Here is a 21,188-nt window from a genome sequence, read left to right as displayed (position 1 = left end):
ATGATCGTCGCGCCGGGGATGAATTCCATTTCAACGGTGACCCGTGTTGCGGGCCTTCCGCCGGAGGACCAGCAGCGCGGAACCCGCGATGCCCAGCAGGGCGGCGGATGGTTCCGGCACGGCGTTCACGGTGAAGTCGTCATAGCGCATGGTGTTCGCATGGCCGCCGCCGCTGGTTCCGGCGGTGTCATTGGCACCGGAAAGGAAGAGGCCCGCCGCGATCAGGTTGCCGCTGGGGAGGGCCTCGCCGAGGGTGCTGTCCGATACGGAGAGCGCGCTGGTGGTCACCGTCATGCTCCGCCAACTGGAGGCCGCCGTGGTGAAGGCCAGCTCCTTGAACTGCGCGCCGTCCGCCCAGACCCCTCCGGTTGTGGTGAAGAACGTGTCGGAAGCGAACCATTCGGTGAACCCCGCGACATCAATGGCGAGGACGATGCGGTAGCGGTCGGTGCCGGAACCGTTCCGGGCGAGGAAGGAGATGGTGGTGATGTCAGCCGTGGTGATGTTGTGGGAGATGACCTCCGTGGTGTAGGCGAGCCCGTAGGTGCTGTTGAAAGTCGTTTTTGCCCCATATCCGCCGCCCAGATTGCTGACGACGAATCCGCCGTTCGCGTTGTTGGTGGTGTTGGCGGAGCCATCCGTCGCGGATGTGCCATAGACAGCGGTCCAGCCCACATTCGAATGGCTGAGATTGCCACTGTTCGGTTGCGGAAAGTTCTCCTGATAGGTGGAGGCGGCCTGGGAAATGCTTGCGCACACCAGCCAGCAAGGAAGCAGGTGATGGAATGGGAATTTCATGGGTTTTCTGTTTGGAACAGACGGGTGCATGAACCCGCCATTATCCACAAGGCGGCGAAGCCGGAAAATTGGACAAAAAAATTCCCGCTTCTCCTCTTGGAACGAAAAAGCGCGCGATCCCCGGGGGACCGCGCGCTTCGATCAGGAGGGTCAGGCGGATTTCACATCAACTGCGCGCCGGCCTCCGCCAGCTCCGACCGCTCGCCGCGGTTGAGCGCGACGTGGGCGACGAACGGCTGACCCTTGAGCCGGTTGCGCGTATAGACCAAGCCGTTGCTGCGGCTGTCCACATAGGGATTGTCGATCTGGGCGGGGTCGCCGACGAGGACCAGCTTCGAGTCGCGGGACATCCGGGTGACCACCGTCTTCGCCTCCTGCGGGGTGAGCTGCTGCGCCTCATCCAGCACGAAGAACCGGTTCGGGATCGAGCGTCCACGGATGTAGCAGAGCGCTTCGATCTCCAGGATGCCCTGCTCCATCAGCAGCTCATAGGGCTTCTTGGCCGGTGGCGCGCCGGGGTTCGGCTTCTGCTGCTTGCGCTTCGGTCCCAGCGGGACGTTCGGACGCATCAGCAGATCCAGCGCGTCATGGATCGGTTGGAGCCACGGGCGCATCTTCTCATCCAGGGAGCCGGGCAGGAAGCCGAGCTGGTCGCCCATGGCCACCACCGGGCGGCTCACGGTGATGCCGTTGTATCTCCGGTTGAACATTTCATGGAGGCCGGCGGCGACGGCGACCAGCGTCTTGCCCGTGCCGGCGTGGCCGTAGCAGGTGACCAGCGAGATGTCCGGATTGAGCAGCGCGTCGATGAGGAAGCGCTGGCCCAGGTTGAGCGGCTTGAGCGTCTGCCCGTCGGGGATCTTCAGCACCTCCGGGATGTTGAGTTTCACGAAGCGGCCGTCGGCATGCAGGCGGGCGGGGATGGTCTGCTTTTCCCCGGCGCCCAGCAGCAGGTATTCGTTGGTGGCCAGACCGGCGAAGCGTTCGGGTGAAATGAGCAGCTCCCCGGTGCTGGAGAAGCGGTGCAGCTCCATCGGGTCCACCTCGATACGGCGGACCTCGTAGTTGGACACCTCCCGCGCATCCACCTTGTCATTGAGGTAGTCCTGGCAGTCGATGCCCACGGCGCGGGCCTTGAGCTGCATGTTGATGTCCTTGGTCACCAGCACGACGGGGCTTTTGTTGTGCTGCATCAGCAGCAGGGTCGCCGCCAGGATGCGGTGGTCCACACGTTCCCGGTCAGGGAAGATGCGGTGGAAGCTGTCGAGCTGGCTGGAGCTCTTCGGGCACGACTCCGGATCGTAGATCACCAGGCGGATGGTGCCGCCCTCGGCGGTGTCCACGCCCCGCGTGACCTTCTGCGCGCAGGAGAACATCTCCGTCAGGCGGCGGTGGACGCGGCGGGCGTTCGCGCCCCGTTCCGTCTGCTCCGACTTGAACTTGTCCAGTTCGGAAAGCACGTCCACCGGGATGCAGAGGTGGTTTTCCTTGAACCGTTCCAGCGCCGCCGGGTCATGCAGCAGCACGTTGGTGTCGAGGACGTAGTTTTTGGCGGTTTGGTTGGGGGCGGTGAGGCCCAGTTCCGTCGGTCGCGGTCGAGAGGTCACTGGCTGGTTCCTGGTGGTTTTGATCTTTGGAAGGGTTTCCTCTTCGTTAATCAATGCCTGTGACTCATCGGTACGGTTGATCATGATTCAATGGGTGGAAACATGGCGGGTAAGGGGGTGCATCCGCCGGCCCGCCACCGGTGATCGCGTAGGCCACTTTTGTTGAGCGGCCATTTAATACGGCTTTTCAAAGTAATGGCAGACTCTCTGGAATTTACGGAGATGACAACAACTTTTCAGCCGCCGGCCAACTTTCGTAGATCGGCCCGGAGTATTTTTCCAAGCGGGCTGCAAGGAAGCGATTCGGTGAACACGGGTGGCTGGAGGCGGCGGTATCCTGGTGCATGGATTTCATACTCCTTTAGCAGGTTGAGGACCAACTCCGGCGGGATCGGATTTTTGAAAACGGGGACGAGCCGGTGCTCCGCCCGCGCATCCGGGACGGGAACAACGGCGAAGGTCCCGGGCGCGAGGATCCCACAGGAGATCGCGGTCAGCTCGCGCTCGATCTCCTCCGGATCCACCAGTTCCCCCAGCACCTTGACGACCTGGTCGGCGCGGCCGAGCGGCGTGAGGTGGCGTTCCCGTAACAGCACCCTGTCGGAGGTGCGGTGCCATTCACTACTGCGTTCCTCGTAGATCCAGCAGCCTGCCTCGTCCTTGCGCAGGCTGCCGGAGAAAAGCGCCGGTCCGGAGATCTCCAGGATGCCGTCGTCCCCCGCGCGGGCGTCCCAGATGTCGAGCAGCGGGATGCCGCCGGTTTGATACGGGAAATTCAGTAGCTCCGGGGATTGCGTGGCGATCTGCGAGCTGGTCTCCGTCATGCCGTAGCTGGCCAGGACCGGCCAGCCGAGATCCCTTGCCGCCTGTCCGGTCCGTTCATCCAGCCTGCCGCCGCCCACCACGATGGCCCGGAGGGCGGAGGGTGCCGCCAGATTGGACGCCACCAGGTCATGGACCTGCGTGGGCACCATCGAGGTGTGGGTGATGGCCCTTTCCGCCGCCCACTTCCGGAACTCCGCTGCGTTCCACTTTCCCGGATAGGTGGAGCAATCGCACGCCGCCTCGAAACAACGCGCCGCCACGCCGAAGCCGCCGACATGGTGGAGCGGCAGGGTCAATCCCCAGCGGGAGTCCTCCGTCACGCCGAGGTGGCGGTTCACGCAGGCTGCGGAGAGCAGCAGCGCGGACTTGGAAAGGGCGATCCATTTCGGCGTGCCGGTGCTGCCGGATGTCTGGAACAGGACATGCCCTTCCAGTTGCGGCAGTTCCGGCAGGGCGCGCCGGTCATCCCCCGGCGCGAATGGCCGCGGGTCATCCCAGAACGATGGGTCGGTCAGTAGAGCCGCGTCCATGGCAGCGCTTCGAGTTGGTCGTCGAATCCGAGGCCCGTGCCGGATGGCGGGGTGAAGTCCGGCGACCATGGGCCGAGCGCCTCGCTGAATTCGTTCGCATCGAAAAGGTGGTGCGTCTGCAGGCCGCAGGCGCCGGTGATGCCGGGGAACTGCAGTTCCAACCGCGCCGCCTCCCACGCGGCGAACGCCTGGCCGAAGGGATGGTCCATGTAGCTGGTCAGCACCACCCGCTGCCGGTGGGCGATGGCCGCCTCCGCCAGCAGGAACGGCTCGTCGATGGCGGGCTTGATGACGCATACCTGCGCGCCTTCGCGGTGCGGCCCGGCCTCGCGGTCGATCGCGAGCGGCACCCGCGTCTTCCGGTAGAGCGCGGGCCACGCGGTCTCCGAGAACGGGCAGGGATCCTCGATGAAATCAATCGCGCCGCGCACCTTTTCCGGCAGCCCCATCAGAAAGGCCTCCACGGTCTCCGGGGTGAGGGACTCGTTGAAGTCGATCCGCCATTTCAGGGCGGGGAATTCCTCCACCGCCTCCAGCAGGAACGCGCGTTCCTTTTCCGGATTCCGGCCGCCCTTGATCTTGATGACGTTGAAGCCAGCTTCCACCGCTTCCTGGATCGCCGGGAGCTTCGGGTCGGTGACCGTGGCATGGCTTTTCGGCACCTCCATTTCCTCGAACAGGGACTCGTCGCGGCTGCGCGCGGCCTCGTCATATTCGGCGCAGCGTAGCGCACGGCGGACGATGGGCCAGCGGCGCGGTCCTTCCAGATCCGCGAGGCATTTGTCGAGCGTGGGGTCGCCCAGCTCCGGCCATGGATGGATGCAGCCGAAGCCGCCGCCGACGCGGATCAGCACGCCCTCGAACTCACGGCGGCCGGAGATGGCGTTGAGAAAGCCACGGCTCCGGATGCGGTAGCGGGCGATGAGCGGCTTTTGTCCGGTGGAGATCATGGTTTCAGAACGGCTGCGAGGTGGTAGGCCGCCGCGAACATGATGAGCTGGATGCCGCCCATGGCAAGGTAGCGGTTGTAGGCGGGACCGGGTGGCGTGCTGATCAGCCCCCAGATGATCCGCAGCCCCATCAGCAGCACCGGCGCGCTGGCGATGGCGAGATACGGATAGCCGAAGGCGACCCAGCCCAGCCCGGCGAAGGCGGCCAGCTTCACCTGCAGCCAGATGAACATCACCGCGAACTTCGGCCCGCAGCGGACGGCCAGCGTGTGCTTGCCGGTGGAGGCGTCCTCCTCACGGTCGCGCAGGTTATTGATGGAAATGAGCACCGCAGACAGCAGGCCGACCTGCCCGCCCAGCAGCAGCGCCTCCTTCGGCCACGCGCCGGTCTGCACGAACACCGTGCCCGTCACCGCGATGAAGCCGAAGAACAGGATCACGAACAGCTCGCCCATGCCGCGGTAGGCCAGCGGAAAGGGTCCTCCGGTATAGCCATAGGCCAGGAACAGCGACGGGATGCCGATGGCCAGGATCGGCCAGCCGCGCGCCTCGATGAGGAACGCGCCGAACAGCGACGCGGCGATGAGGAACCCTGCCGCCCATTTCATCACCTTCCCGCGGCTCATCAGGCCGGAGGCCGTCACCCGCTTCGGCCCCAGCCGTTTCGCCGTGTCCGCGCCCTTCGCGTGGTCGATGGCGTCGTTGAAAAAGTTCGTCGCGATCTGGATGGCGACTGCCCCGCCCAGCGTGCAGATGGCCAACCAGAGGTTGAAGGTGCCGGTGAGCTTCCATGAAAGGATGCAGCCCGCCCACACCGGGACGACGGCTGCGGGCAGCGTCTTCGGACGCGCGGCGAGGAGGATGGGTTTGAACGAAGTGCCGGGCACGGGGGAGTGAAACTGTTGACTCATTGGGAAACCACATGAATCGATCAGACAATCGGATGATTTCATCCTCGGAATAAGGATTCCGTGCAAGAGAGCATTTCGCTGACGGGATCCGGGTAAATCAGTCGAGGGAGGCAAATGGGCATAAGCCTCACCCAACAAGTGGGAAAAGATCCAGCGAGGACATCAGATCGTGGTTGGCAGGAGCTTTTCCGGAATACTCTACCAGAATGGCTTGGTTTGGCGGGGCATGTCCTTGATTGATTTTGACAACTGTCACTTCAATCTGCGGAGCATTCCCGATGCACGTCACAAGATCGTCCACCAGGTAACGGGGAGCCCAGCCGATCATCGTGTAGTCTTCGGTATGCAAAGTGACAGCCAATCGGGTCGCGGGATTATTGACTTCGATCATAATCCGTAGCTTGGCTCCGGGTTGGAGCGTCATCGCTTTTTCCTTTGATGAACTGTTTAGGTAACGCAAGCCATGAACAAAGAAGCGGAGTTGGAAACTTCCATCCGGTTCCGCCTCGACTTTTGGGAAAGTTTGAAGATTGTCGGTAAGTCGAAGACCTTGAGATACAGAGAGGATGGAGATGGGGTCGGCTTGTTCCTCGGTTAGCCCCAGCCAGTCGATGTATTCTGGGAAATCCGGCCGTTTTGGTGAAAGAACGCGATTCTGGAAAATCGGGAAAAGTTTCTCAGAGCGGTAATCGACCTTAAAGTGGGGAAAGGAAACGAGAGGCTCGAAGCCCACTTCGCGATGAGCTCGTTCCGCACCGTGCGTATAGCGGAATCGGCAGGATGAGATGCGGGATTGCTGCACTTCGGCATCCAAGCGCCCAATCGGGAACCATGCTCTGCTTTTTAGGCAGCCTTCTGGAGCCTGCCATGCAAGGAAAAGACTTTTCATTAAATTGCCAAGATCAGGTTACGGGATTCCTTTAGCAAAGCGAGGACGAATTGCACGCTTGCTTCAGACATGCAAGAACGGGGGATTCCCAAGACGATGTCCTCGGCAAATTCTTCTCCGAGATCTAAAATCCGTTTTTGCCATGGTCTGAATAGCTCTGGATACCTTGTGGCGATGAGTTCGGCGAGAGCAATGGGGGGAAGCCCCTTCTTGGCGTGGCTGTCCAAGAAAATGCCTCCTGTTCCTTTGCGTATATAGCGCTGTATCCCTGTCGCTTGTTCCAGAATCATTTGCTTTCTTTCGTCGAGAAGCTCCCTTCCGAGGGAAGAGCCATGATCAAAAGTGGGAGCCAGACGAGTTCGAAGCGACAATCGTAGCCGATCTGTTTCAGGGTTTTGGCTAATTTCGGTTTTCTGAACGACTCCCCAGTTCTCGTGATGTCGATCAGTATTGCCTACCAAAGCGTCAAACACGAGATAGCCTACAAACCGGATTGATACCCGCATGCGGGTTTCTGGGGAGGGGAAGCGGCTTTCAAGTGCACACACAATATTGTTGAAATGGTGATCCGCCTGACCTCGCTCCTTGTGTTTGTCGTAACCATCTATCGTCCCTGCCATTAGCTCATTGCCGTGAATGAGGGTTTCATTTTTTTCGAGGAAACTCAAAACGGCGCACCCAGGATCTCCTTCAAATTTTGCCAATTCGACTTTGTGAGTGGGTAAGCCCAGCTTGAAAGCGATTTCGGAAGCTATTTTTTCTGCCCAGTGCTCGCCAGTATTTAGGCGAGCCTGTTTGTAGAGCCACATCCGTTCTTCGTGCCTGAACCAGAATTTCCGTTTGCTACCCATGTCCTCGCCGCTGCGCTTCCATGAAGGATCGATCTCAAGAATAGGATATTCCTTTGGCATCGAGAGTGCAGCTGATCGTAGTTTGAGATGGGATTGGGTGGAGTGTTTCTGATCCTATCGTTGAGGAGGGTGTAAATCCGAGGAGGCTCGTGGCTACGGCACCCGCGGGAACTTCGAGAAATCCGGCTTCCGCTTCTCGATGAAGGCCTGTTTGCCCTCCTTGCCCTCCTCGCTCATGTAGTAGAGCAGGGTGGCGTTTCCGGCGAGATCCAGCAGGCCCATCTGGCCGTCGCAGTCCGCGTTGAGGGCGGACTTCAGGCAGCGCAGGGCGAGCGGGGAGTGGGCGAGCATCTCGCGGCACCATTTGAGCGTCTCCGTCTCCAGTTCGGCGAGTGGGACGACGGTGTTGACCAGTCCCATGTCGAGCGCCTGCTGGGCGTCATACTGGCGGCAGAGGTACCAGATTTCGCGGGCTTTTTTCTGGCCGACGATGCGGGCGAGGTAGCTGGAACCGAGGCCGCCGTCGAACGAACCGACCTTCGGGCCGGTCTGGCCGAAGCGGGCGTTGTCCGCGGCGATGGTCAGGTCACAGACGATGTGGAGCACATGCCCGCCACCGATGGCGAATCCGGCGACCATGGCCACCACGGGCTTCGGCAGGCTGCGGATTTTTTTCTGCAGGTCCAGCACGTTGAGACGGGGGATGCCGTCCTCGCCGATGTAGCCGGCGTGGCCGCGCACCTTCTGGTCGCCGCCGGAGCAGAAGGCCATGTCGCCTTCGCCGGTGAGGATGATCACGCCCACCTGCGGGTCCTCATGCGCCAGGTCGAAGGCTTTGAGAAGCTCCGCGACCGTCTTCGGGCGGAAGGCGTTGCGCACTTCCGGCCGGTTGATCGTGATCTTGGCGATGCTGCCGTTATCGGTCGTTTCGTAACGGATGTCCTCGAATTCGCGCTGGGTGGTCCACATGACGGCGGCAGTCTGGGTGAGAGATGGGGATGCCGCAATGCTTAGCTGCCCCGGCGGGAAGAACGGCGGGGCGCGGCGTAACGGGCGACGAGTTCCTTGCGGGTGGTTTCGAAGGTCCAGAAAAGCCGGCCTTTCTCGGTCCTCTGGCCGAGCGGGTTCGTGGTGATCTGGATGAACGGTGTCTTGGACAGTTCGAGCAGGATCCTCGCCTGGTCGGTGGGGATGTCGAAGATGACGTAAGGAGAGCCCGGATCGCGGTATTTCGGCCGGTGCCTGACATCAGGCTTTCCAAGGAGAATGAGCCGGTTGTGCGATTTTCTGCCGCCGACACCGAAGATCCGGTGCCAGGTCCACCGGGTGGTGGAAAGCGGGCGGGTGTTGTCGATGCTGGAGCAGTCGGACGCCTTGACCTCCAACTGCCAGCTTCCGACTTCGATGTCGTGTCCGGCGTTGTGTTGGGTGAACGTCCCGCCGAGGAGCTTTCTGAGGAATTCCTCCCCCGTCTTTGCGGTTTGGGTGCTGGAATGCCGCTGGTGGAAGGCGAGGGCTTCCCTGAGGGACGCGACTTCGCTTTTCAGTTCCGCGATTTCCTGTTGGAGCCGTTCGATGGTCTGGCGGGACATGGAGGGATCAGGAGGCCGTTTTCAGGAAACGTGAGAGTCGGTCTGCGAACCACGACGGATTTTCCCACGGCACGCGGTGACCGGCCTCCGGTGCGACGGCCAGAATGCCGCGGGGCGTCAGACCCGCGGCCCGCTCCGCGATGGCGGTGTATTTTCCATCCCTCTCACCCGCCACCCACAGCACGGGGATGGAGATTGAGGAAAGGCGTTCCCACAGTGGCTCCTGCGCCCCCACCGACCAGTCGAGGAAGCTGCGGGAAATCTCCCTGCGGCGGGCGACCAGTCGTTGGGTGGCTTCCGGCTCGCGGATGTCCCCGCCCAGCATTGGCTGCGCGTTCCATTGGCTGGTGAAGTCCTTCCAGTCCCCGGCGAATGCCTTCGCCGCCCACGTGCTGTCGGCGGCCTTGCGTGCGGAACGCTCAAGTTCATCTTCCAGGCCGGGATGGGCGGAAACGATGACCGCCGCCTGCCAGGGATGATCTTTCTCCAGCAGGGCATGGAGGGCCAGGCGGCCACCCATGGAGTAGCCCAACAGGGAGCGCCCGGTGCCGCGGAAGGTTTCACCCTCCGCGTCCTCGTTCAGCGTGGCCCCGGATTCGCCGATAGGGAGGGGGCCGGGTTCCAGAAACCGCCACAGGTCCACGGCCCGCGAGCCGATGCCGCCCTGGGCCAGCGCCTTCGCCAGCGCGCGGAAATCCGATGCCGCCCCCACGGAACCATGCAGGCACCAACATTCGTGGGAGCCGGCCTCGCGGCGCTCGTCCGTTTCCTTGGAGTAGCGGATCATTTCGGGGCGGCTTGCGTCTGGGCCTGGAGTTGTTCCAGGAACTCTTTCACATGCTGCTGGATCTCAGGGCTGCCTGCGGCTCCGGCGAGAACGGCGATGAATACCGTCACGATGGCGACCAGCGAGAGCAGCCACAGCCAGTAGAGGATGGCCAGGAAGATTCCCGCGCCGTCCATCTGCTTGTGGACGGCATAGCCTTCCGGGCAGGCAAAGCTGCGGTAGGCGGTCCAGAAGCTGAGAAGCGGCACGAAATGCGCGAGGTACCACCAGCGGCTCATCCCAAGGTTCGCGAACCGCTGGATGCCGGTATAGACCATCAGGATGAGAAGCACCACAGGACCGACCATCTCAGCTTTTGCGAGGATGTCGGGAGAGATCATTCCGGAAAAAGAGGTCTTCACCGCACTGAGCAGGAACACCACCAGTGCGGGCAGGATGAGGTGGACGAAGATGAAGGAACGCCGCCGGCAGCCACCGAAGCTTCCAAGGCTGTATTGGGAGTCGCCTGCCGTCAGGGCCGCCTCCAGGGAAGCGGCATCCGGTTCCGGTGGCGGAGGCGCCATTTCACGGCGCTCGAACAGGCCGTCGATCTGCCCGATCTGGACCCAGTCGCTCATGCCTTCCTTCCAGACGAGGTCGGTGCGCGGCTTCAGCAAGCCTTCGTCGGCCTTTTCTTTCAGGTCGGCATAGGTGAGCGGACCGCTTTGCTGGCCGTCCCGTGAGAAATACCAAGCGTCGCCGGAGGGCAGGTTCATCGGCTCCCGTTAACGGAATCCCCGGGGGATGTCAAACCGGGGCCCGAGACGGGTTCAATGACCACCGCATGTTCGTCGAAGATGGCCTTCGCATAGCCTTGGGACAGGATGTAGTCGAGGATCGCCTTGGCGGGAACGGACTTGAGCTGGAAGGTCACGGAAGTCTTGTCGAGCTTCCTGTCCGGGTCCTTGAGGACGAAGTTCGGGGACACTTCCCCGTTGGACACTTTTTCCATGGAGACGCGGAGTGCCTCCAGGGATTCGGAGACGGTCGCCCCCTCGATGTTCATCTGGGGGATGATGAGGCTGCCGAACTTCCTCTCCCGCGCTTTCGCGGCAAGCTGGCCGCGGTCCATTTTCAACTGCCCCAGGCGGAAGCGGGCGTCCGCCAGATGCGGATTGAGCCGCAGGGCCTGGGTATAGGCGGTCCTGGCACCTGCAACATCGCCGGCCTGCTCCTGGGCGATACCTTGCTGGTAGAACTGTTGGGCCTGCTGGGCTGCGGTGGGATTCTGGGCGGAAGCGGCCAATGTCCCGCCGATGAAAAGTATGAGGATCGAGCGCATTTATCAGGGTTTTAGGGTTCTTCCGAAGATGGCTGGAATTTTCCGGGAATCAAACCTGAAATTGCCGCCTCCCACCCCGGCTTGGGCACATTTCCCCAACATTTCATCGTCTCATTTCGGAAAATCCGCAACTTTCGTTTGCGAGGTTCTTAAACGATGGTTCAATTCCGCCACTTCCATGTCCCCGAGATCTCTAGCCACCGTCCTGCCCCTGTCCTCCGTGATGCTGATCGCGGCTTGCAAGCCACTGGGGCCCAATCACGAAACGCCGGAGATGAAACTCCCCGCATCCTTTTCCAACGGAGGGGTGAAGTGGAAGAAGCAGTCTCCTGACTCCCTTCCGAACCCGCGCGCGTGGTGGAGATTGTATGGTGACGGGACCCTGAACTCGCTGGTGGACCGCGCCCTGGGCAACAACCAGGAGCTCGCGGGAGCCTCCGCACGCGTGCGGCAGGCCCGCTCGCTGAGTGCGGCGGCACGCGGCAGGTATTTCCCGAGCATCGACCTGAATCCTTCCTCAAGCCGGTCGAAGACCCGCGCACAGGGCATTTCCACCGTGCAGAACAATTTCTCGGTCCCAGCCGACCTTTCCTACGAGCTGGATGTCTGGGGTTCCGTCCGCCGCCAGGTGGAGTCCGCGGATGCTTCCGCAGACGCGCAGCAGGAAAGCTTCAACGCGCTGAAGCTCACCATCGCCAGCGAAGTGGCGCAGACCTATTGGGCCCTGCGGGCCGTGGACGCGGACCGCGCGCTGCTTTCCCGGGCGGTGGAGCTCCGCCGCAAGGCCTTCAGCCTGCTCAAGGAACAGCGGGATGCCGGCGCCATCAGTGGCCTCGACCTCTCCCGGGCCGAAGTCGAGGTGGCCACCGCGGAGGCGGACAAGATCCAGCTCGACCAGGATCGTGTCGAACTGGTGAACGCCCTCGCCGTGCTGGCGGGTGCCTCCGCCACCGGATCCTCCGTCCCCGAGCGGTTTGACCTTCCGTCCCCTCCCTCCATCCCCGTTTCCGTCCCCTCCGAGGTCCTGCGCCAGCGGCCGGACGTCCGTGCGGCGGAACGCCGGGTGGCGGCTGCGAACGCGGAGATCGGCGTGGCGATGGCCGCCTATTATCCGTCCTTCACCATCGGTGGCAGCGGTGGTTTCTCCTCGAACACCGCCAGCCAGCTCTTCAAGTCCTCCAGCCTGATCTGGTCCATCGGGCCGAACATCAACATTCCCATCACCCAGCAGAAATTCCTGCGTGACCGGAAGGATGCCGCCGTCGCCGCCCATGAGGCTGCGAGCGCGGACTACCGCCAGATCGTCCTGGAATCCATCCGTGAGGTGGAGAACGCCCTGCAGGCCTCGTCGATCATCGTGGGGCGCCAGCAGGCACAGGACAAAGCCGCAGCCGCCGCTAAAAATACCTTCGACCTGTCCTCGAAACGCTTCGATGCCGGTTTGGTCAGCTTCCTGGATGTGGTGGATGCGGAACGGACCCGCCTGGACGCGGAGCGGCGCTCCAACTCCGTGCGGGCGGAACGCCTCGCGCTGTCCGTCTCCCTGGCGAAGGCCATCGGCGGTGGATGGTGAACAGTGGCTCTGTGGCGGAAGTCGTGAGACTTCCGGCTGCGGGGAAGTCCGTGAAGAACCTGCGCCATCCGCCGGGTGACGTCCGCCCCGCCGGATCTCTCACGAGATTCGCGTGGGATACGTTACTCTCCGCCCAGCTTCTGCTCCAGTGCCTTGACGCGCTCGATCAGCCGGACCAGCCGCCTGAGCTGTGCCTGTTGCTTCATCTCTTCCCGGACCGGAAGGGCGGGTTTCCCCGCATAGGTGGCCCCGCCGGGGATGCTGGCGGTGACGCCGGTCCGCGCGGTCAGGATGGCCTTCGCGCCGACAGTGACATGCCCGCCGACTCCGGCCTGGGCGGCCACTGTCACGTAGTCCTCCAGCTTCGCGCTGCCGGCGATGCCCGATTGGCTGACGACGAGGCAGTGTTTCCCGATCACCACGTTGTGGGCGATCATGACGAGATTATCGACCTTTGTGCCTTCACCGATCACGGTCTTGCCGAAGCGGGCGCGGTCGATGGTGCTGTTCGCGCCGATCTCCACGTCGTTGCCGACCTCGACAATGCCGACCTGGTCGATCTTCACGTGTCTTCCGCCGGAAAATTCATAGCCGTATCCATCAGATCCGACCACGCATCCCGGCTGGAGGATCACGCGGTCACCGATGACGCAGCGTTCGCGCACGGTCACGTTGGCCATGATGCGGCAGTCCGCACCGATCACCGCCTCCTCGCCGATGACGGAGTTCGGCCCCACCTCGGTGCCATCACCGATCCGGGCGCCGGGCATGATCACGGCTCCGGCGTGGATGCGGACCTTCGTGGGATCCAGCACGGCTCCGGGTTCCACCACGGCGCGCGGGTGGATGCCGGGTTCCAGGGTTTTGGCGGCCGCAGCGAAGTGCCGCACCACCGTGGCGAAGGCCAGTGATGGATTCGCCACCGTGATGAGGGCGCACGTGTCAGGGCCTCCGGTTTCACCGGTGGCGGCGATGACGGCGCCCGCGCGGGTCTCCAGAAACTGGGACCGGTATTTGTCGTTGCCGAAGAAGCTGGCTTCACCCGGTCCGGCCACATCGAGCGCGGCCACACCAGCCAGAGACGGAGCGAGCCCGCCCCGGACGATGTTGCCATCGACCAACTGGGCGAGCTCGGAAAGGGAGAGGGCTGTTGCCACCCGTTTCTTGAATTGTAGGGGAACGGGACGGGTTACTCAGCCGCAGGAGCCGGGGCGGGCGTGGTCTCCGGAAGTTCTGGGGCAGGCTCGCCGGGAGTCGGCAGGGACTCGGCCGGTGCGTCCTTGTTCAGGTCCTTGAGGAGGCCGGCGGTGATGTCCGTGGCATCCTTGGTGTAGAGGAGGAAAGGAACCTGGGAGGTGCTGAGGCCGGACTTGTCGAACACATAGTCGAAGTCATCCTTCTTCGCCTGCTCTTCGACCAGCTTGCGGATCTCCTCGAGGATGCCCTTCATGCGCTGCACCATCTTCTCATTGAGGGCCTGGTTGCGGCGTTGCAGGAACTCGCGGCGTTCGCGGTCCAGGGCGATGCCTTCCTGCTGCTGCATCTGCCAATCCTTGAAAAGCTGCTGCTTCTTGGACTCGTTGATCGTCGGGTCCTCGAGCTGCTTGCGCAGGCCGCCCAGCGTGCCTTCCAGCTCGCGGATGCGGGCCAGACGCTCGTTGTTGTCCTTCTGGATCCGCGCGCGCTCGACGTTGATCTGCTTCTGCGCGTCGTTGGTCTTGTAGTATTGCTTGAAAAGCTCCTGCATATCGACCGTGGCGATCTTGAGCTTCCCATCCTGGGCGGATGCGAACGATACCATGGCGGCCGCGGAGATGACGGCGAGAAAACGGCGGATGATGGTCATTTGGGGAATGGCTGTTGGTTCCTCGGCTAATGGCGAGTCGGGGACGCAACTTGGACGGAAACTCCCCCCCCGTCAACGCTCATCATTTCATGCCCGGACCAGCTTTCTTTTCCCTTGCAGCAGCCTAACCGAACGCTAACCTGATCATCACTGGTCACTTGTGGGCCGGTGATTTCGAAAACAGCAACCCATCCAACCAATATGACAACACTCAAATTCGCCCTTATCGCCGGTGCCAGCGCTGCAGCCCTGCTCGCCGCTTCCTGCTGCCCGTCCGCCGCTCCTGAGCCTTCCCGGCCGACCTATCAGGCTCCTGCGAAGTAATGTTCTTGAAAGCGGGCCGGTTTTCGTGTGAAAGCCGGTCCGCCACTTGTAAAAAAACTCCAACCTCCTCTCCATGATCCGTTTCATCTCCGCCATCGCCGTCACCGCTTTCGCGCTCATTTCCGCATCGTGCTGCTGCACCAGCGAGCCAAAGGCTCCGCCTCTCCGCCCGCTTCCGCAGTTCCAGGAGATTGAAACGACCACCGTCTCGGAAGTGCACGCTGAGAAGTAATTTTCCGGCCTGCTGAAATAAAATTTTTCCAAAGCGTCTTCCCCGCTCCAGGGGGAGGCGCTTTTTTGTTGACGAACTGGCATGGAGTGCATTATGCGATTTGGAAACCCAACCCCCCTGAATGAATCAAACCCAGCGACTTCGCCCGGGCCGGCCTAATCCCCTCCGCTATCAAGGCAGCCTTTGTCACTATCACGTGGCCCCCATGAAAAGACGTGTCCACCGTGGGCAGCTTTCGGGTGAGGCGCGCTCCCGCCGCAGCAAGTCATTCTGGCCCGGAGCGGCGGCCGCCGCAGGGGTTCTGGCTGCCTTCGGGGCCATCCTCGGCGGGATCTGGATCGGCATCGGCGGCTGATCGGGAAAGGCCGGGTGAGATGCGGCTTTGACATTTTTCCCGGGCTTGGCCATTTTCCCGCCCCGCCGCGAACCACGGCTGATCATGAACATGGGCAAGAGCCTCTTCCAAAAAGTCTGGGAATCCCACACCGTCGGCACGCTGGCCGATGGCCGCACGCAACTTTTCATCGGCACCCACCTCATCCATGAGGTGACCTCGCCACAGGCATTCGGCATGCTGCGTGACCTCGGCCTGAGCGTGAAATTCCCGCAGCGCACGTTCGCGACCGTGGATCACATTGTGCCCACGGTGGATCAGGACGCACCGCAGGATCCGCTTGCCGCGGAGATGATGGAGGCCCTGCGGAAAAATGCCGACGACTTCGGCGTGACCTATTTCGACCTCGCTTCCGGCAAGCAGGGTGTCGTCCACGTGGTGGGTCCGGAGCAGGGCATCACCCAGCCCGGCACCACCATCGCCTGCGGTGACTCCCACACCGCCACCCACGGTGCCTTCGGCGCGATCGCATTCGGCATCGGCACCACCCAGGTGCGCGACGTGCTGGCCTCCCAGACCCTCGCCGTGGAGCCGCTCAAGGTCCGCCGCATCGAGGTGAACGGAAATCTCCGCCCCGGCGTGTATGCGAAGGACGTCATCCTCCACATCATCCGCCTGCTGGGCGCGAAGGGTGGCATCGGCTACGCCTACGAATACGCCGGTGACGTCTTCGAGCGCATGTCCATGGAAGAGCGGATGACCGTCTGCAACATGTCCATCGAAGGTGGCGCCCGCTGTGGTTACATCAACCCGGACGCGAAGACCGTCGCCTACCTCAGCGGCCGTCCCTATGTGGACATGTCCGACTTCGACACCACCGCCGCACGCTGGCTGTCCTTCGCTTCGGATGCGGACGCCCATTTCGACGATGTCGTGACCATCAAGGCGGAGGACATCGAGCCGACGGTCACCTGGGGCATCTCCCCGGACCATGGCATCTTCGTTTCCGAGAACATCCCTGACCCCGCCGATGCGGAGTCCCCGGGCGAAAAGGCGACCATCGAGGAAGCCCTCGCTTATATGAAGCTGAACGCCGGCGCCCCGATCAAGGGCGTGAAGATCGACGTTGCCTTCATCGGCTCCTGCACCAACGGCCGGATCTCCGACTTCCGCGAAGTGGCGAAATATATCCAGGGCCACCGCGTCGCCCCGCATGTGAAGGCCATCGTGGTGCCGGGCTCCCAGGTCGTCGCCATCCAGGCGGAGCAGGAAGGGCTGCCGGAAATCTTCCGCGCCGCCGGCTTCGAGTGGCGCGGCGCCGGTTGCTCGATGTGTCTGGCCATGAACCCGGACAAGCTCGTGGGTGACCAGCTTTGCGCGTCCTCCTCGAACCGGAACTTCAAGGGCCGCCAAGGCTCCCCGACCGGCCGCACCGTCCTCATGTCCCCCGTCATGGTCGCCGCCGCGGCCATCAGCGGGCACATCGCGGATGCCCGCGAGCTCTTCGAGCTGGAGCCGGAAGCCGCCGTCGCCTGACGCCTTCCCGGTCCCGGAAGCCCGATTTCCCCATTCCTATGAAACGCTTTGCATGGATCTGTCGTGCCGCCCTCGTCATTGCGGGTGGACTGCTGTCACAGCCGCTTCGCGCCATTGAGGAAAAAGGGCATCCGGCCAAACCACTGCTCTGGAAGATCGAAGGGAACGGCCTGGAAAAGCCTTCGTATCTCTTCGGGACCATCCACGTTTCCACGCCCGCCATCGCGAATCTCCATCCGGCGGCGGAGAAGGCCTTCGTTTCCGCGGATGCGGTCTACACGGAGATCCCGATGGATGCGGACAGCCAACTGAAGATGATGCCGCTGTTGCTCCGCAAGGACGGCAAGACCCTCACCGAATCCATCGGCAAGGAACTCTCGGCCGAGCTGGATGCGGAGCTGAAACTGATCAACCCCCAGCTTGATGCCACGCCGTTCCAACCGTTGCAGACCTGGGCGGTCACCATGGCCCTCCCTCTCCTGAAGTATCAGCTCCAGGGCGCGAAGGCTGTCGATCAGATCATCTCCGAGCGCGCCATCAAGGAAGGAAAGGAAGTCCGCGCCCTTGAGACCGTCGAGGAGCAGATGGGGCTGCTGGGCGGGTTCAAGGAAGAGGAGAACATCATCATCCTCAGGGAATCGCTCCGCCAGATGAAGGAGGACCGCGCGAACGGCATCGACGGCATCGAGGTCATGCTCGGCGCCTACGCCGCCGGGGATGATGGAAAGCTGGAGAAGGAGATCGACCGGATGAACCAATCCATCGCCGAGAGCGAGCACAAGGAGCTCGGCACGCGTTTCATCAAGAAGCTCTTCGAAGACCGCAACCTGAGCATGGCCGCCACCATCGGCGGATTCCTTGGAAAAGAAGGCGGAAAGGTCCATTTCTTCGCGGCCGGTTCCGGCCATTTCATCGGCAAGGACAACATCCGCGACCACCTGGCCAGGAAAGGCTACCGCATCACCCGCATCGAAGACTGATCCACTCTATTCCCATGGCCCTCGAACCTGTCAAACAAGTCACCGGCACCGGCGTTTTCATCCCCGGCGCGGACATCGATACCGACCGCATCATCCCCGCGCGCTTCATGAAGTGCGTCACCTTCGACGGACTCGGTGAGTTCGCCTTCTACGACGTCCGCTTCGACGAGCACGGCAACAAGACGAACCACCCGCTGAACGACGCCCGCTTCGACGGTGCCTCCATCCTCGTCGCCGGTGTGAACTTCGGTTGCGGTTCCTCCCGTGAGCACGCGCCGCAGTCCCTGCGCAAGTATGGTTTCAACGGCGTCATCGCGGAGTCCTTCGCGGAGATTTTCTTCGGCAACTCGACGGGCCTGGCCATGCCATGCGTGATCGCCACCGCCGCCGATATCAAGGCGCTTGCCGCCGTGATCGAGGCCGACCCGAAGGTCGCCATCACCATCGACGTCGAGGCCCTGAAGGTCCGCACATCCGGCGGCCTGGAGTTCTCCGTGACCATGCCGGACTCCGCCCGTGAGGCGCTCGTGTCCGGCCGCTGGGACCCGATCCAGGAGCTGCTCGACAACGACGCCGCCATCGACGCGAAGGCGAAGGAGCTCCACTACGTCTGACAGCTTTTGGAAGAACCGTGGCTGCCGCGTCCCGCGGCAGGCTGTGGTCGTGGCGTCCCGCCGCGACGGCGTTCATCCTGAAGTCTGATCCGGCAAATCCATCACCTGCAATGCCTCTGACCTTGGCTCACACGCATCATCGGCGGGACGCCGATGTCACGGCCTGCTGCGGGACGCAGCAGCCACGCGCGCCGCTGCCATCCCAAAGGACTGCCAACAGACGCGCGTTTTGAGCCTCCCTGCCGAGCCACCTCCGGGCATCGCCCTGTTTGACCTCGACGGGACGCTCATCCCGTGGGACTGCCAGCTCCTGTTCCGCCACCATGTGGTCCGGCGGGAGCCATGGCGGCGGGTGTATCTGCCCGTCTTCCTGGGGCTGCTCCCGTTCTACCCCATCCTGAAGACGGAGGGGATGAAGCGGGTGTTCCTCAGCTACCTGCGGGGCATGTCACCGGAAAAGGTGGCGGAGCATGCGGAAAGTTTCGCCTCCTCCGTCATGCCTGCGATCTACCCGGGGGTGCGGGCGGAGATCGAACGCCACCGCCGGGCCGGACATCTGGTGGTGCTGACCTCCGCCAGCCCGGAATTTTACGTCTCGGAGATCGGCCGCTTGCTCGGGTTCGACCTGGTGCTCGGCACCGTCGTGACGCCCGGCGAATTATTTCCTGACCTGGAGAACCACAAGGGCGCGGCAAAGGTCGCACGTCTGCGGGCGCTGCTGCCTGCCGCCTACTTCGACGGCGCGCAGCTACGGAACTGCCACGGCTACACGGACAGCACCGCGGATCTGCCGATGCTGGAACTCTGCCAGCAGGCCACCCTGGTGAATCCGAAACCGGAGCTGCTGGAGATCGGCACGCGGAACGGCTGGCAGGTCGTCCGTCCCGCCCGGCCGTGGAAGGCGAAAGCGGATTTCATCATAAGGTCGCTGAAGCTCCTCTTCGGGATCGGCGAAGACCCCGGCGGGTTGCGTGGCTAGCGGGTTTCCTGCATGGGTGGGAAATCCAACCACAGATGAAAAGGATGGACGCAGATTAATAGGAGATCCCTTTCCCCATTCTCCGATTCAGACGAAAGCCTGCCGGTCGGATTCGCGATCTGAGATCCGTTCTGACTTTCATCTGCGTACATCCTGTTTATCTGCGGTTGAAGAAATGCGACGATCAGGGAGTTCTCCTGCCTGATGCAGGGACCTAGCGGAGAGTCCCTTGGAAGCCTCCGGGTTATGCGATTGACAGGCCATTCCCCTGAAATAGGAAAGGTCATGGGTTGGAAACTCGGACACGGGAAATCATCCGCGCTGCTGCTCGCGGGCGGATGGATGGTCATTTCCTCTCCGCTCCATGGGCAGGAGCCGCTGCAAGAGATCCGGAAGTCCGCGGCCACCCAGGTTGAGGAGTCCGAACTCAGCGCCCTTTTCAAGGAGGCGGAGCTTTCCACCCGCTATCTCGCCGCGCTCGATGCCTTGGAAAAGAAACTCGCCGCGGAGGGGAACCTCGACCTGATCGTCCGGCTTAGGGAGGAGCGGGACGCGATCAAGAAATCCGGCACTCCCACCGCCCATGCGGACAAGGAACTGGCCGGGCTGAGGGAGAAATACCTGGTCGCGCGGAAGGGCATCCGCGATGAGCTGGCTGCGGCCAACGCGAAGGTGGCCGAAGAGGTCACCCGGAAAATTCGCGCGGAGGAACTGGTGCTGACCAAGGCCGGGAAAGTTGATGAAGCGCTGGCGCTGCGGAAAGAAGGCGAAAGGCTGCTGCTGGAGCTGGTGCCGGAGACCTCGTCAGCGGCGGAGATCCCTTTCGGCGAAGATCCCAAGGCGGCGGGTCCGCTGGAACTGAAGGAACTGCCCGCCATCACGGTCCCGGGCGACCAACCGCCGGTGAATGCCAACATTTTTTCGACCAAGGGTCGCTGGCTCGAATCCGTGACGGTTCCCGCCATGAAGCAGCGGGTCCGTGAGCGGATCGTCATCGGGGACCGCAGCGCGAAGTCCTCTCCGGTCGTGGTGGTTGCGCCCGGCAATGTCTGGTCCTCGTTGGACGGTGCCAGCGTGGAGTTGTCGGCCGGCAGGCTGGTGGCCACCCGGGCGCGGTTCGAGAAGCTGACCTTTCTGGCGGACCTCAACTGCATTTTCCATTTCGTCAATTCCACCCTCGAGGATTGCGGGATCCGCAAGGGCGGGAACCGGGTGGGGCCGGACCACGCGGCGAAGTTCCATTTCGACCGTTGCCTGGTGAAGGGGACTCTCGCCGGTTTCCTCAACATCGACCACCACGGCATCCGCGCGCAGTCCACCGTCTTCCAGGGCATCGAGTTGCCGGGCGTGGATTTCAAGGGCAAGCAACCGGCCAGTTTCGCGAACCATCCGTGGATGCGGATCGTGAACTGCCGCTTCGTCAACTGCACCATACCCGCCAGTTTCCTCACCCTCACCCGTGACTGTATTTTCGAGGGCTGCACCTTCGTCGATGACAAGAACCCCATGGATCCCGCGAAGCTCACCCGCCCCATGGAGATCCCGCTCTACGTCAGCAACTGCAAGTCCCGCATCGCCGGTCTGTCCCCCAACCTGAAGTTCATCGAGAAACCCGCCGCGGAACTGAAGGGGGTGACGATCCCGACGCTGGAGTCGATCTCCTCCATGGTGTCACCGTGATGAAGGAGTCCCCGGCGATGGTGTTCTGG

At 62.6% G+C, this 21,188-nt stretch carries 23 protein-coding genes; 9 read left to right on the top strand and 14 right to left on the bottom strand.

What is annotated here, in order from left to right; genetic code table 11:
- Nucleotides 1-30: 30 nt before the first annotated feature.
- The 12 genes from OVA24_RS00470 to OVA24_RS00415 form a co-directional block, all read right to left on the bottom strand.
- Complete coding sequence (locus OVA24_RS00470) at nt 31-798, bottom strand: hypothetical protein (RefSeq protein ID WP_267672411.1); 768 nt, start codon at nt 796-798, stop codon at nt 31-33.
- 161 nt (nt 799-959) lie between these two features.
- Nucleotides 960-2,489: a PhoH family protein gene (locus OVA24_RS00465; protein WP_267672410.1), complete on the bottom strand. Its 1,530-nt coding sequence runs from the start codon at nt 2,487-2,489 to the stop codon at nt 960-962.
- A 152-nt stretch (nt 2,490-2,641) separates the two neighbouring features.
- Complete coding sequence (locus tag OVA24_RS00460; RefSeq protein ID WP_267672407.1) at nt 2,642-3,760, bottom strand: AMP-binding protein; 1,119 nt, start codon at nt 3,758-3,760, stop codon at nt 2,642-2,644.
- Nucleotides 3,742-4,710, bottom strand: coding sequence for an enolase C-terminal domain-like protein (locus OVA24_RS00455; protein WP_267672405.1), 969 nt, complete (start codon nt 4,708-4,710; stop codon nt 3,742-3,744). Before OVA24_RS00455 ends, OVA24_RS00460 begins: the two co-directional genes overlap by 19 nt.
- A complete protein-coding gene (menA, locus tag OVA24_RS00450) occupies nt 4,707-5,621 on the bottom strand; it encodes a 1,4-dihydroxy-2-naphthoate octaprenyltransferase (protein ID WP_267672403.1) in 915 nt (304 codons plus the stop codon). The genes OVA24_RS00455 and menA overlap by 4 nt, the downstream gene beginning before the upstream one ends.
- A gap of 127 nt (nt 5,622-5,748) precedes the next feature.
- Nucleotides 5,749-6,510 (bottom strand): hypothetical protein, encoded by a 762-nt coding sequence (locus OVA24_RS00445; protein ID WP_267672402.1) that lies wholly within the window; start codon nt 6,508-6,510, stop codon nt 5,749-5,751.
- Nucleotides 6,510-7,421, bottom strand: a complete 912-nt coding sequence (locus OVA24_RS00440) for a HipA domain-containing protein (RefSeq protein ID WP_267672400.1) — start codon at nt 7,419-7,421, stop codon at nt 6,510-6,512. The genes OVA24_RS00445 and OVA24_RS00440 overlap by 1 nt, the downstream gene beginning before the upstream one ends.
- Nucleotides 7,422-7,514: 93 nt before the next feature.
- Nucleotides 7,515-8,330: a 1,4-dihydroxy-2-naphthoyl-CoA synthase gene (menB, locus tag OVA24_RS00435; RefSeq protein ID WP_267672398.1), complete on the bottom strand. Its 816-nt coding sequence runs from the start codon at nt 8,328-8,330 to the stop codon at nt 7,515-7,517.
- A 41-nt stretch (nt 8,331-8,371) separates the two neighbouring features.
- Nucleotides 8,372-8,953, bottom strand: coding sequence for a hypothetical protein (locus OVA24_RS00430; protein ID WP_267672396.1), 582 nt, complete (start codon nt 8,951-8,953; stop codon nt 8,372-8,374).
- A gap of 7 nt (nt 8,954-8,960) precedes the next feature.
- Complete coding sequence (locus tag OVA24_RS00425; RefSeq protein ID WP_267672394.1) at nt 8,961-9,740, bottom strand: alpha/beta fold hydrolase; 780 nt, start codon at nt 9,738-9,740, stop codon at nt 8,961-8,963.
- The gene (locus tag OVA24_RS00420; RefSeq protein WP_267672392.1) at nt 9,737-10,495 is read right to left on the bottom strand and encodes a GYF domain-containing protein; all 759 of its coding nucleotides are present in this window, start codon (nt 10,493-10,495) and stop codon (nt 9,737-9,739) included. Before OVA24_RS00420 ends, OVA24_RS00425 begins: the two co-directional genes overlap by 4 nt.
- Nucleotides 10,492-11,061, bottom strand: a complete 570-nt coding sequence (locus OVA24_RS00415) for a tetratricopeptide repeat protein (RefSeq protein WP_267672390.1) — start codon at nt 11,059-11,061, stop codon at nt 10,492-10,494. Before OVA24_RS00415 ends, OVA24_RS00420 begins: the two co-directional genes overlap by 4 nt.
- 178 nt (nt 11,062-11,239) lie before the next feature.
- Between OVA24_RS00415 and OVA24_RS00410 the strand changes: the two genes are divergently transcribed.
- On the top strand, nt 11,240-12,634 hold the full coding sequence (locus OVA24_RS00410; RefSeq protein WP_267672388.1) for an efflux transporter outer membrane subunit: 1,395 nt from the start codon (nt 11,240-11,242) through the stop codon (nt 12,632-12,634).
- Between the two features lie 122 nt (nt 12,635-12,756).
- Here OVA24_RS00410 and lpxD read toward each other — a convergent pair whose 3' ends face one another.
- A complete protein-coding gene (lpxD, locus tag OVA24_RS00405; protein WP_267672385.1) occupies nt 12,757-13,791 on the bottom strand; it encodes a UDP-3-O-(3-hydroxymyristoyl)glucosamine N-acyltransferase in 1,035 nt (344 codons plus the stop codon).
- A gap of 32 nt (nt 13,792-13,823) precedes the next feature.
- The gene (locus tag OVA24_RS00400; RefSeq protein ID WP_267672383.1) at nt 13,824-14,480 is read right to left on the bottom strand and encodes an OmpH/Skp family outer membrane protein; all 657 of its coding nucleotides are present in this window, start codon (nt 14,478-14,480) and stop codon (nt 13,824-13,826) included.
- 201 nt (nt 14,481-14,681) lie between these two features.
- Between OVA24_RS00400 and OVA24_RS00395 the strand changes: the two genes are divergently transcribed.
- The 8 genes from OVA24_RS00395 (at nt 14,682) to OVA24_RS00360 (ending at nt 21,159) form a co-directional block, all read left to right on the top strand.
- A complete protein-coding gene (locus OVA24_RS00395) occupies nt 14,682-14,804 on the top strand; it encodes a hypothetical protein (protein ID WP_267672381.1) in 123 nt (40 codons plus the stop codon).
- Between the two features lie 73 nt (nt 14,805-14,877).
- Nucleotides 14,878-15,036: a hypothetical protein gene (locus tag OVA24_RS00390; RefSeq protein ID WP_267672379.1), complete on the top strand. Its 159-nt coding sequence runs from the start codon at nt 14,878-14,880 to the stop codon at nt 15,034-15,036.
- Between the two features lie 205 nt (nt 15,037-15,241).
- Nucleotides 15,242-15,391: a hypothetical protein gene (locus OVA24_RS00385; RefSeq protein WP_267672377.1), complete on the top strand. Its 150-nt coding sequence runs from the start codon at nt 15,242-15,244 to the stop codon at nt 15,389-15,391.
- A 90-nt stretch (nt 15,392-15,481) separates the two neighbouring features.
- The gene (gene leuC / locus OVA24_RS00380; protein ID WP_267672375.1) at nt 15,482-16,906 is read left to right on the top strand and encodes a 3-isopropylmalate dehydratase large subunit; all 1,425 of its coding nucleotides are present in this window, start codon (nt 15,482-15,484) and stop codon (nt 16,904-16,906) included.
- Nucleotides 16,907-16,944: 38 nt separating this feature from the next.
- Entirely contained in the window at nt 16,945-17,886 is a 942-nt protein-coding gene (locus OVA24_RS00375) for a TraB/GumN family protein (protein ID WP_267672373.1), read from the top strand.
- Nucleotides 17,887-17,900: 14 nt separating this feature from the next.
- Nucleotides 17,901-18,500, top strand: a complete 600-nt coding sequence (leuD, locus tag OVA24_RS00370) for a 3-isopropylmalate dehydratase small subunit (RefSeq protein ID WP_267672371.1) — start codon at nt 17,901-17,903, stop codon at nt 18,498-18,500.
- A 229-nt stretch (nt 18,501-18,729) separates the two neighbouring features.
- Nucleotides 18,730-19,479, top strand: a complete 750-nt coding sequence (locus tag OVA24_RS00365) for an HAD family hydrolase (protein WP_267672369.1) — start codon at nt 18,730-18,732, stop codon at nt 19,477-19,479.
- 285 nt (nt 19,480-19,764) lie between these two features.
- Nucleotides 19,765-21,159 (top strand): hypothetical protein, encoded by a 1,395-nt coding sequence (locus OVA24_RS00360; RefSeq protein ID WP_267672366.1) that lies wholly within the window; start codon nt 19,765-19,767, stop codon nt 21,157-21,159.
- The last annotated feature ends 29 nt before the right edge of the window (nt 21,160-21,188 follow it).

The organism is Luteolibacter sp. SL250 (assembly GCF_026625605.1).
In the GTDB taxonomy this organism is placed as follows: Bacteria; Verrucomicrobiota; Verrucomicrobiia; order Verrucomicrobiales; family Akkermansiaceae; genus Luteolibacter.
The sequence above is the reverse complement of the archived record's forward strand: the minus strand, read 5'-3'. Positions and strand labels throughout refer to the sequence as shown.

Bases quoted from the DNA above. Each gene is read 5' to 3' on its own strand.
- menB (WP_267672398.1), bottom strand. From the start codon at position 8,330: ATGTGGACCACCCAGCGCGAATTCGAGGACATCCGTTACGAAACGACC.
- OVA24_RS00465 (WP_267672410.1), bottom strand. From the start codon at position 2,489: ATGATCAACCGTACCGATGAGTCACAGGCATTGATTAACGAAGAGGAA.
- OVA24_RS00395 (WP_267672381.1), top strand. From the start codon at position 14,682: ATGACAACACTCAAATTCGCCCTTATCGCCGGTGCCAGCGCTGCAGCC.
- OVA24_RS00415 (WP_267672390.1), bottom strand. From the start codon at position 11,061: ATGCGCTCGATCCTCATACTTTTCATCGGCGGGACATTGGCCGCTTCC.
- OVA24_RS00430 (WP_267672396.1), bottom strand. From the start codon at position 8,953: ATGTCCCGCCAGACCATCGAACGGCTCCAACAGGAAATCGCGGAACTG.
- OVA24_RS00360 (WP_267672366.1), top strand. From the start codon at position 19,765: ATGGGTTGGAAACTCGGACACGGGAAATCATCCGCGCTGCTGCTCGCG.
- OVA24_RS00375 (WP_267672373.1), top strand. From the start codon at position 16,945: ATGAAACGCTTTGCATGGATCTGTCGTGCCGCCCTCGTCATTGCGGGT.
- OVA24_RS00410 (WP_267672388.1), top strand. From the start codon at position 11,240: ATGTCCCCGAGATCTCTAGCCACCGTCCTGCCCCTGTCCTCCGTGATG.
- OVA24_RS00420 (WP_267672392.1), bottom strand. From the start codon at position 10,495: ATGAACCTGCCCTCCGGCGACGCTTGGTATTTCTCACGGGACGGCCAG.
- OVA24_RS00440 (WP_267672400.1), bottom strand. From the start codon at position 7,421: ATGCCAAAGGAATATCCTATTCTTGAGATCGATCCTTCATGGAAGCGC.
- menA (WP_267672403.1), bottom strand. From the start codon at position 5,621: ATGAGTCAACAGTTTCACTCCCCCGTGCCCGGCACTTCGTTCAAACCC.
- OVA24_RS00455 (WP_267672405.1), bottom strand. From the start codon at position 4,710: ATGATCTCCACCGGACAAAAGCCGCTCATCGCCCGCTACCGCATCCGG.
- OVA24_RS00460 (WP_267672407.1), bottom strand. From the start codon at position 3,760: ATGGACGCGGCTCTACTGACCGACCCATCGTTCTGGGATGACCCGCGG.
- OVA24_RS00445 (WP_267672402.1), bottom strand. From the start codon at position 6,510: ATGAAAAGTCTTTTCCTTGCATGGCAGGCTCCAGAAGGCTGCCTAAAA.
- leuC (WP_267672375.1), top strand. From the start codon at position 15,482: ATGGGCAAGAGCCTCTTCCAAAAAGTCTGGGAATCCCACACCGTCGGC.
- leuD (WP_267672371.1), top strand. From the start codon at position 17,901: ATGGCCCTCGAACCTGTCAAACAAGTCACCGGCACCGGCGTTTTCATC.
- OVA24_RS00385 (WP_267672377.1), top strand. From the start codon at position 15,242: ATGAAAAGACGTGTCCACCGTGGGCAGCTTTCGGGTGAGGCGCGCTCC.
- OVA24_RS00390 (WP_267672379.1), top strand. From the start codon at position 14,878: ATGATCCGTTTCATCTCCGCCATCGCCGTCACCGCTTTCGCGCTCATT.
- OVA24_RS00425 (WP_267672394.1), bottom strand. From the start codon at position 9,740: ATGATCCGCTACTCCAAGGAAACGGACGAGCGCCGCGAGGCCGGCTCC.
- OVA24_RS00400 (WP_267672383.1), bottom strand. From the start codon at position 14,480: ATGACCATCATCCGCCGTTTTCTCGCCGTCATCTCCGCGGCCGCCATG.
- OVA24_RS00470 (WP_267672411.1), bottom strand. From the start codon at position 798: ATGAAATTCCCATTCCATCACCTGCTTCCTTGCTGGCTGGTGTGCGCA.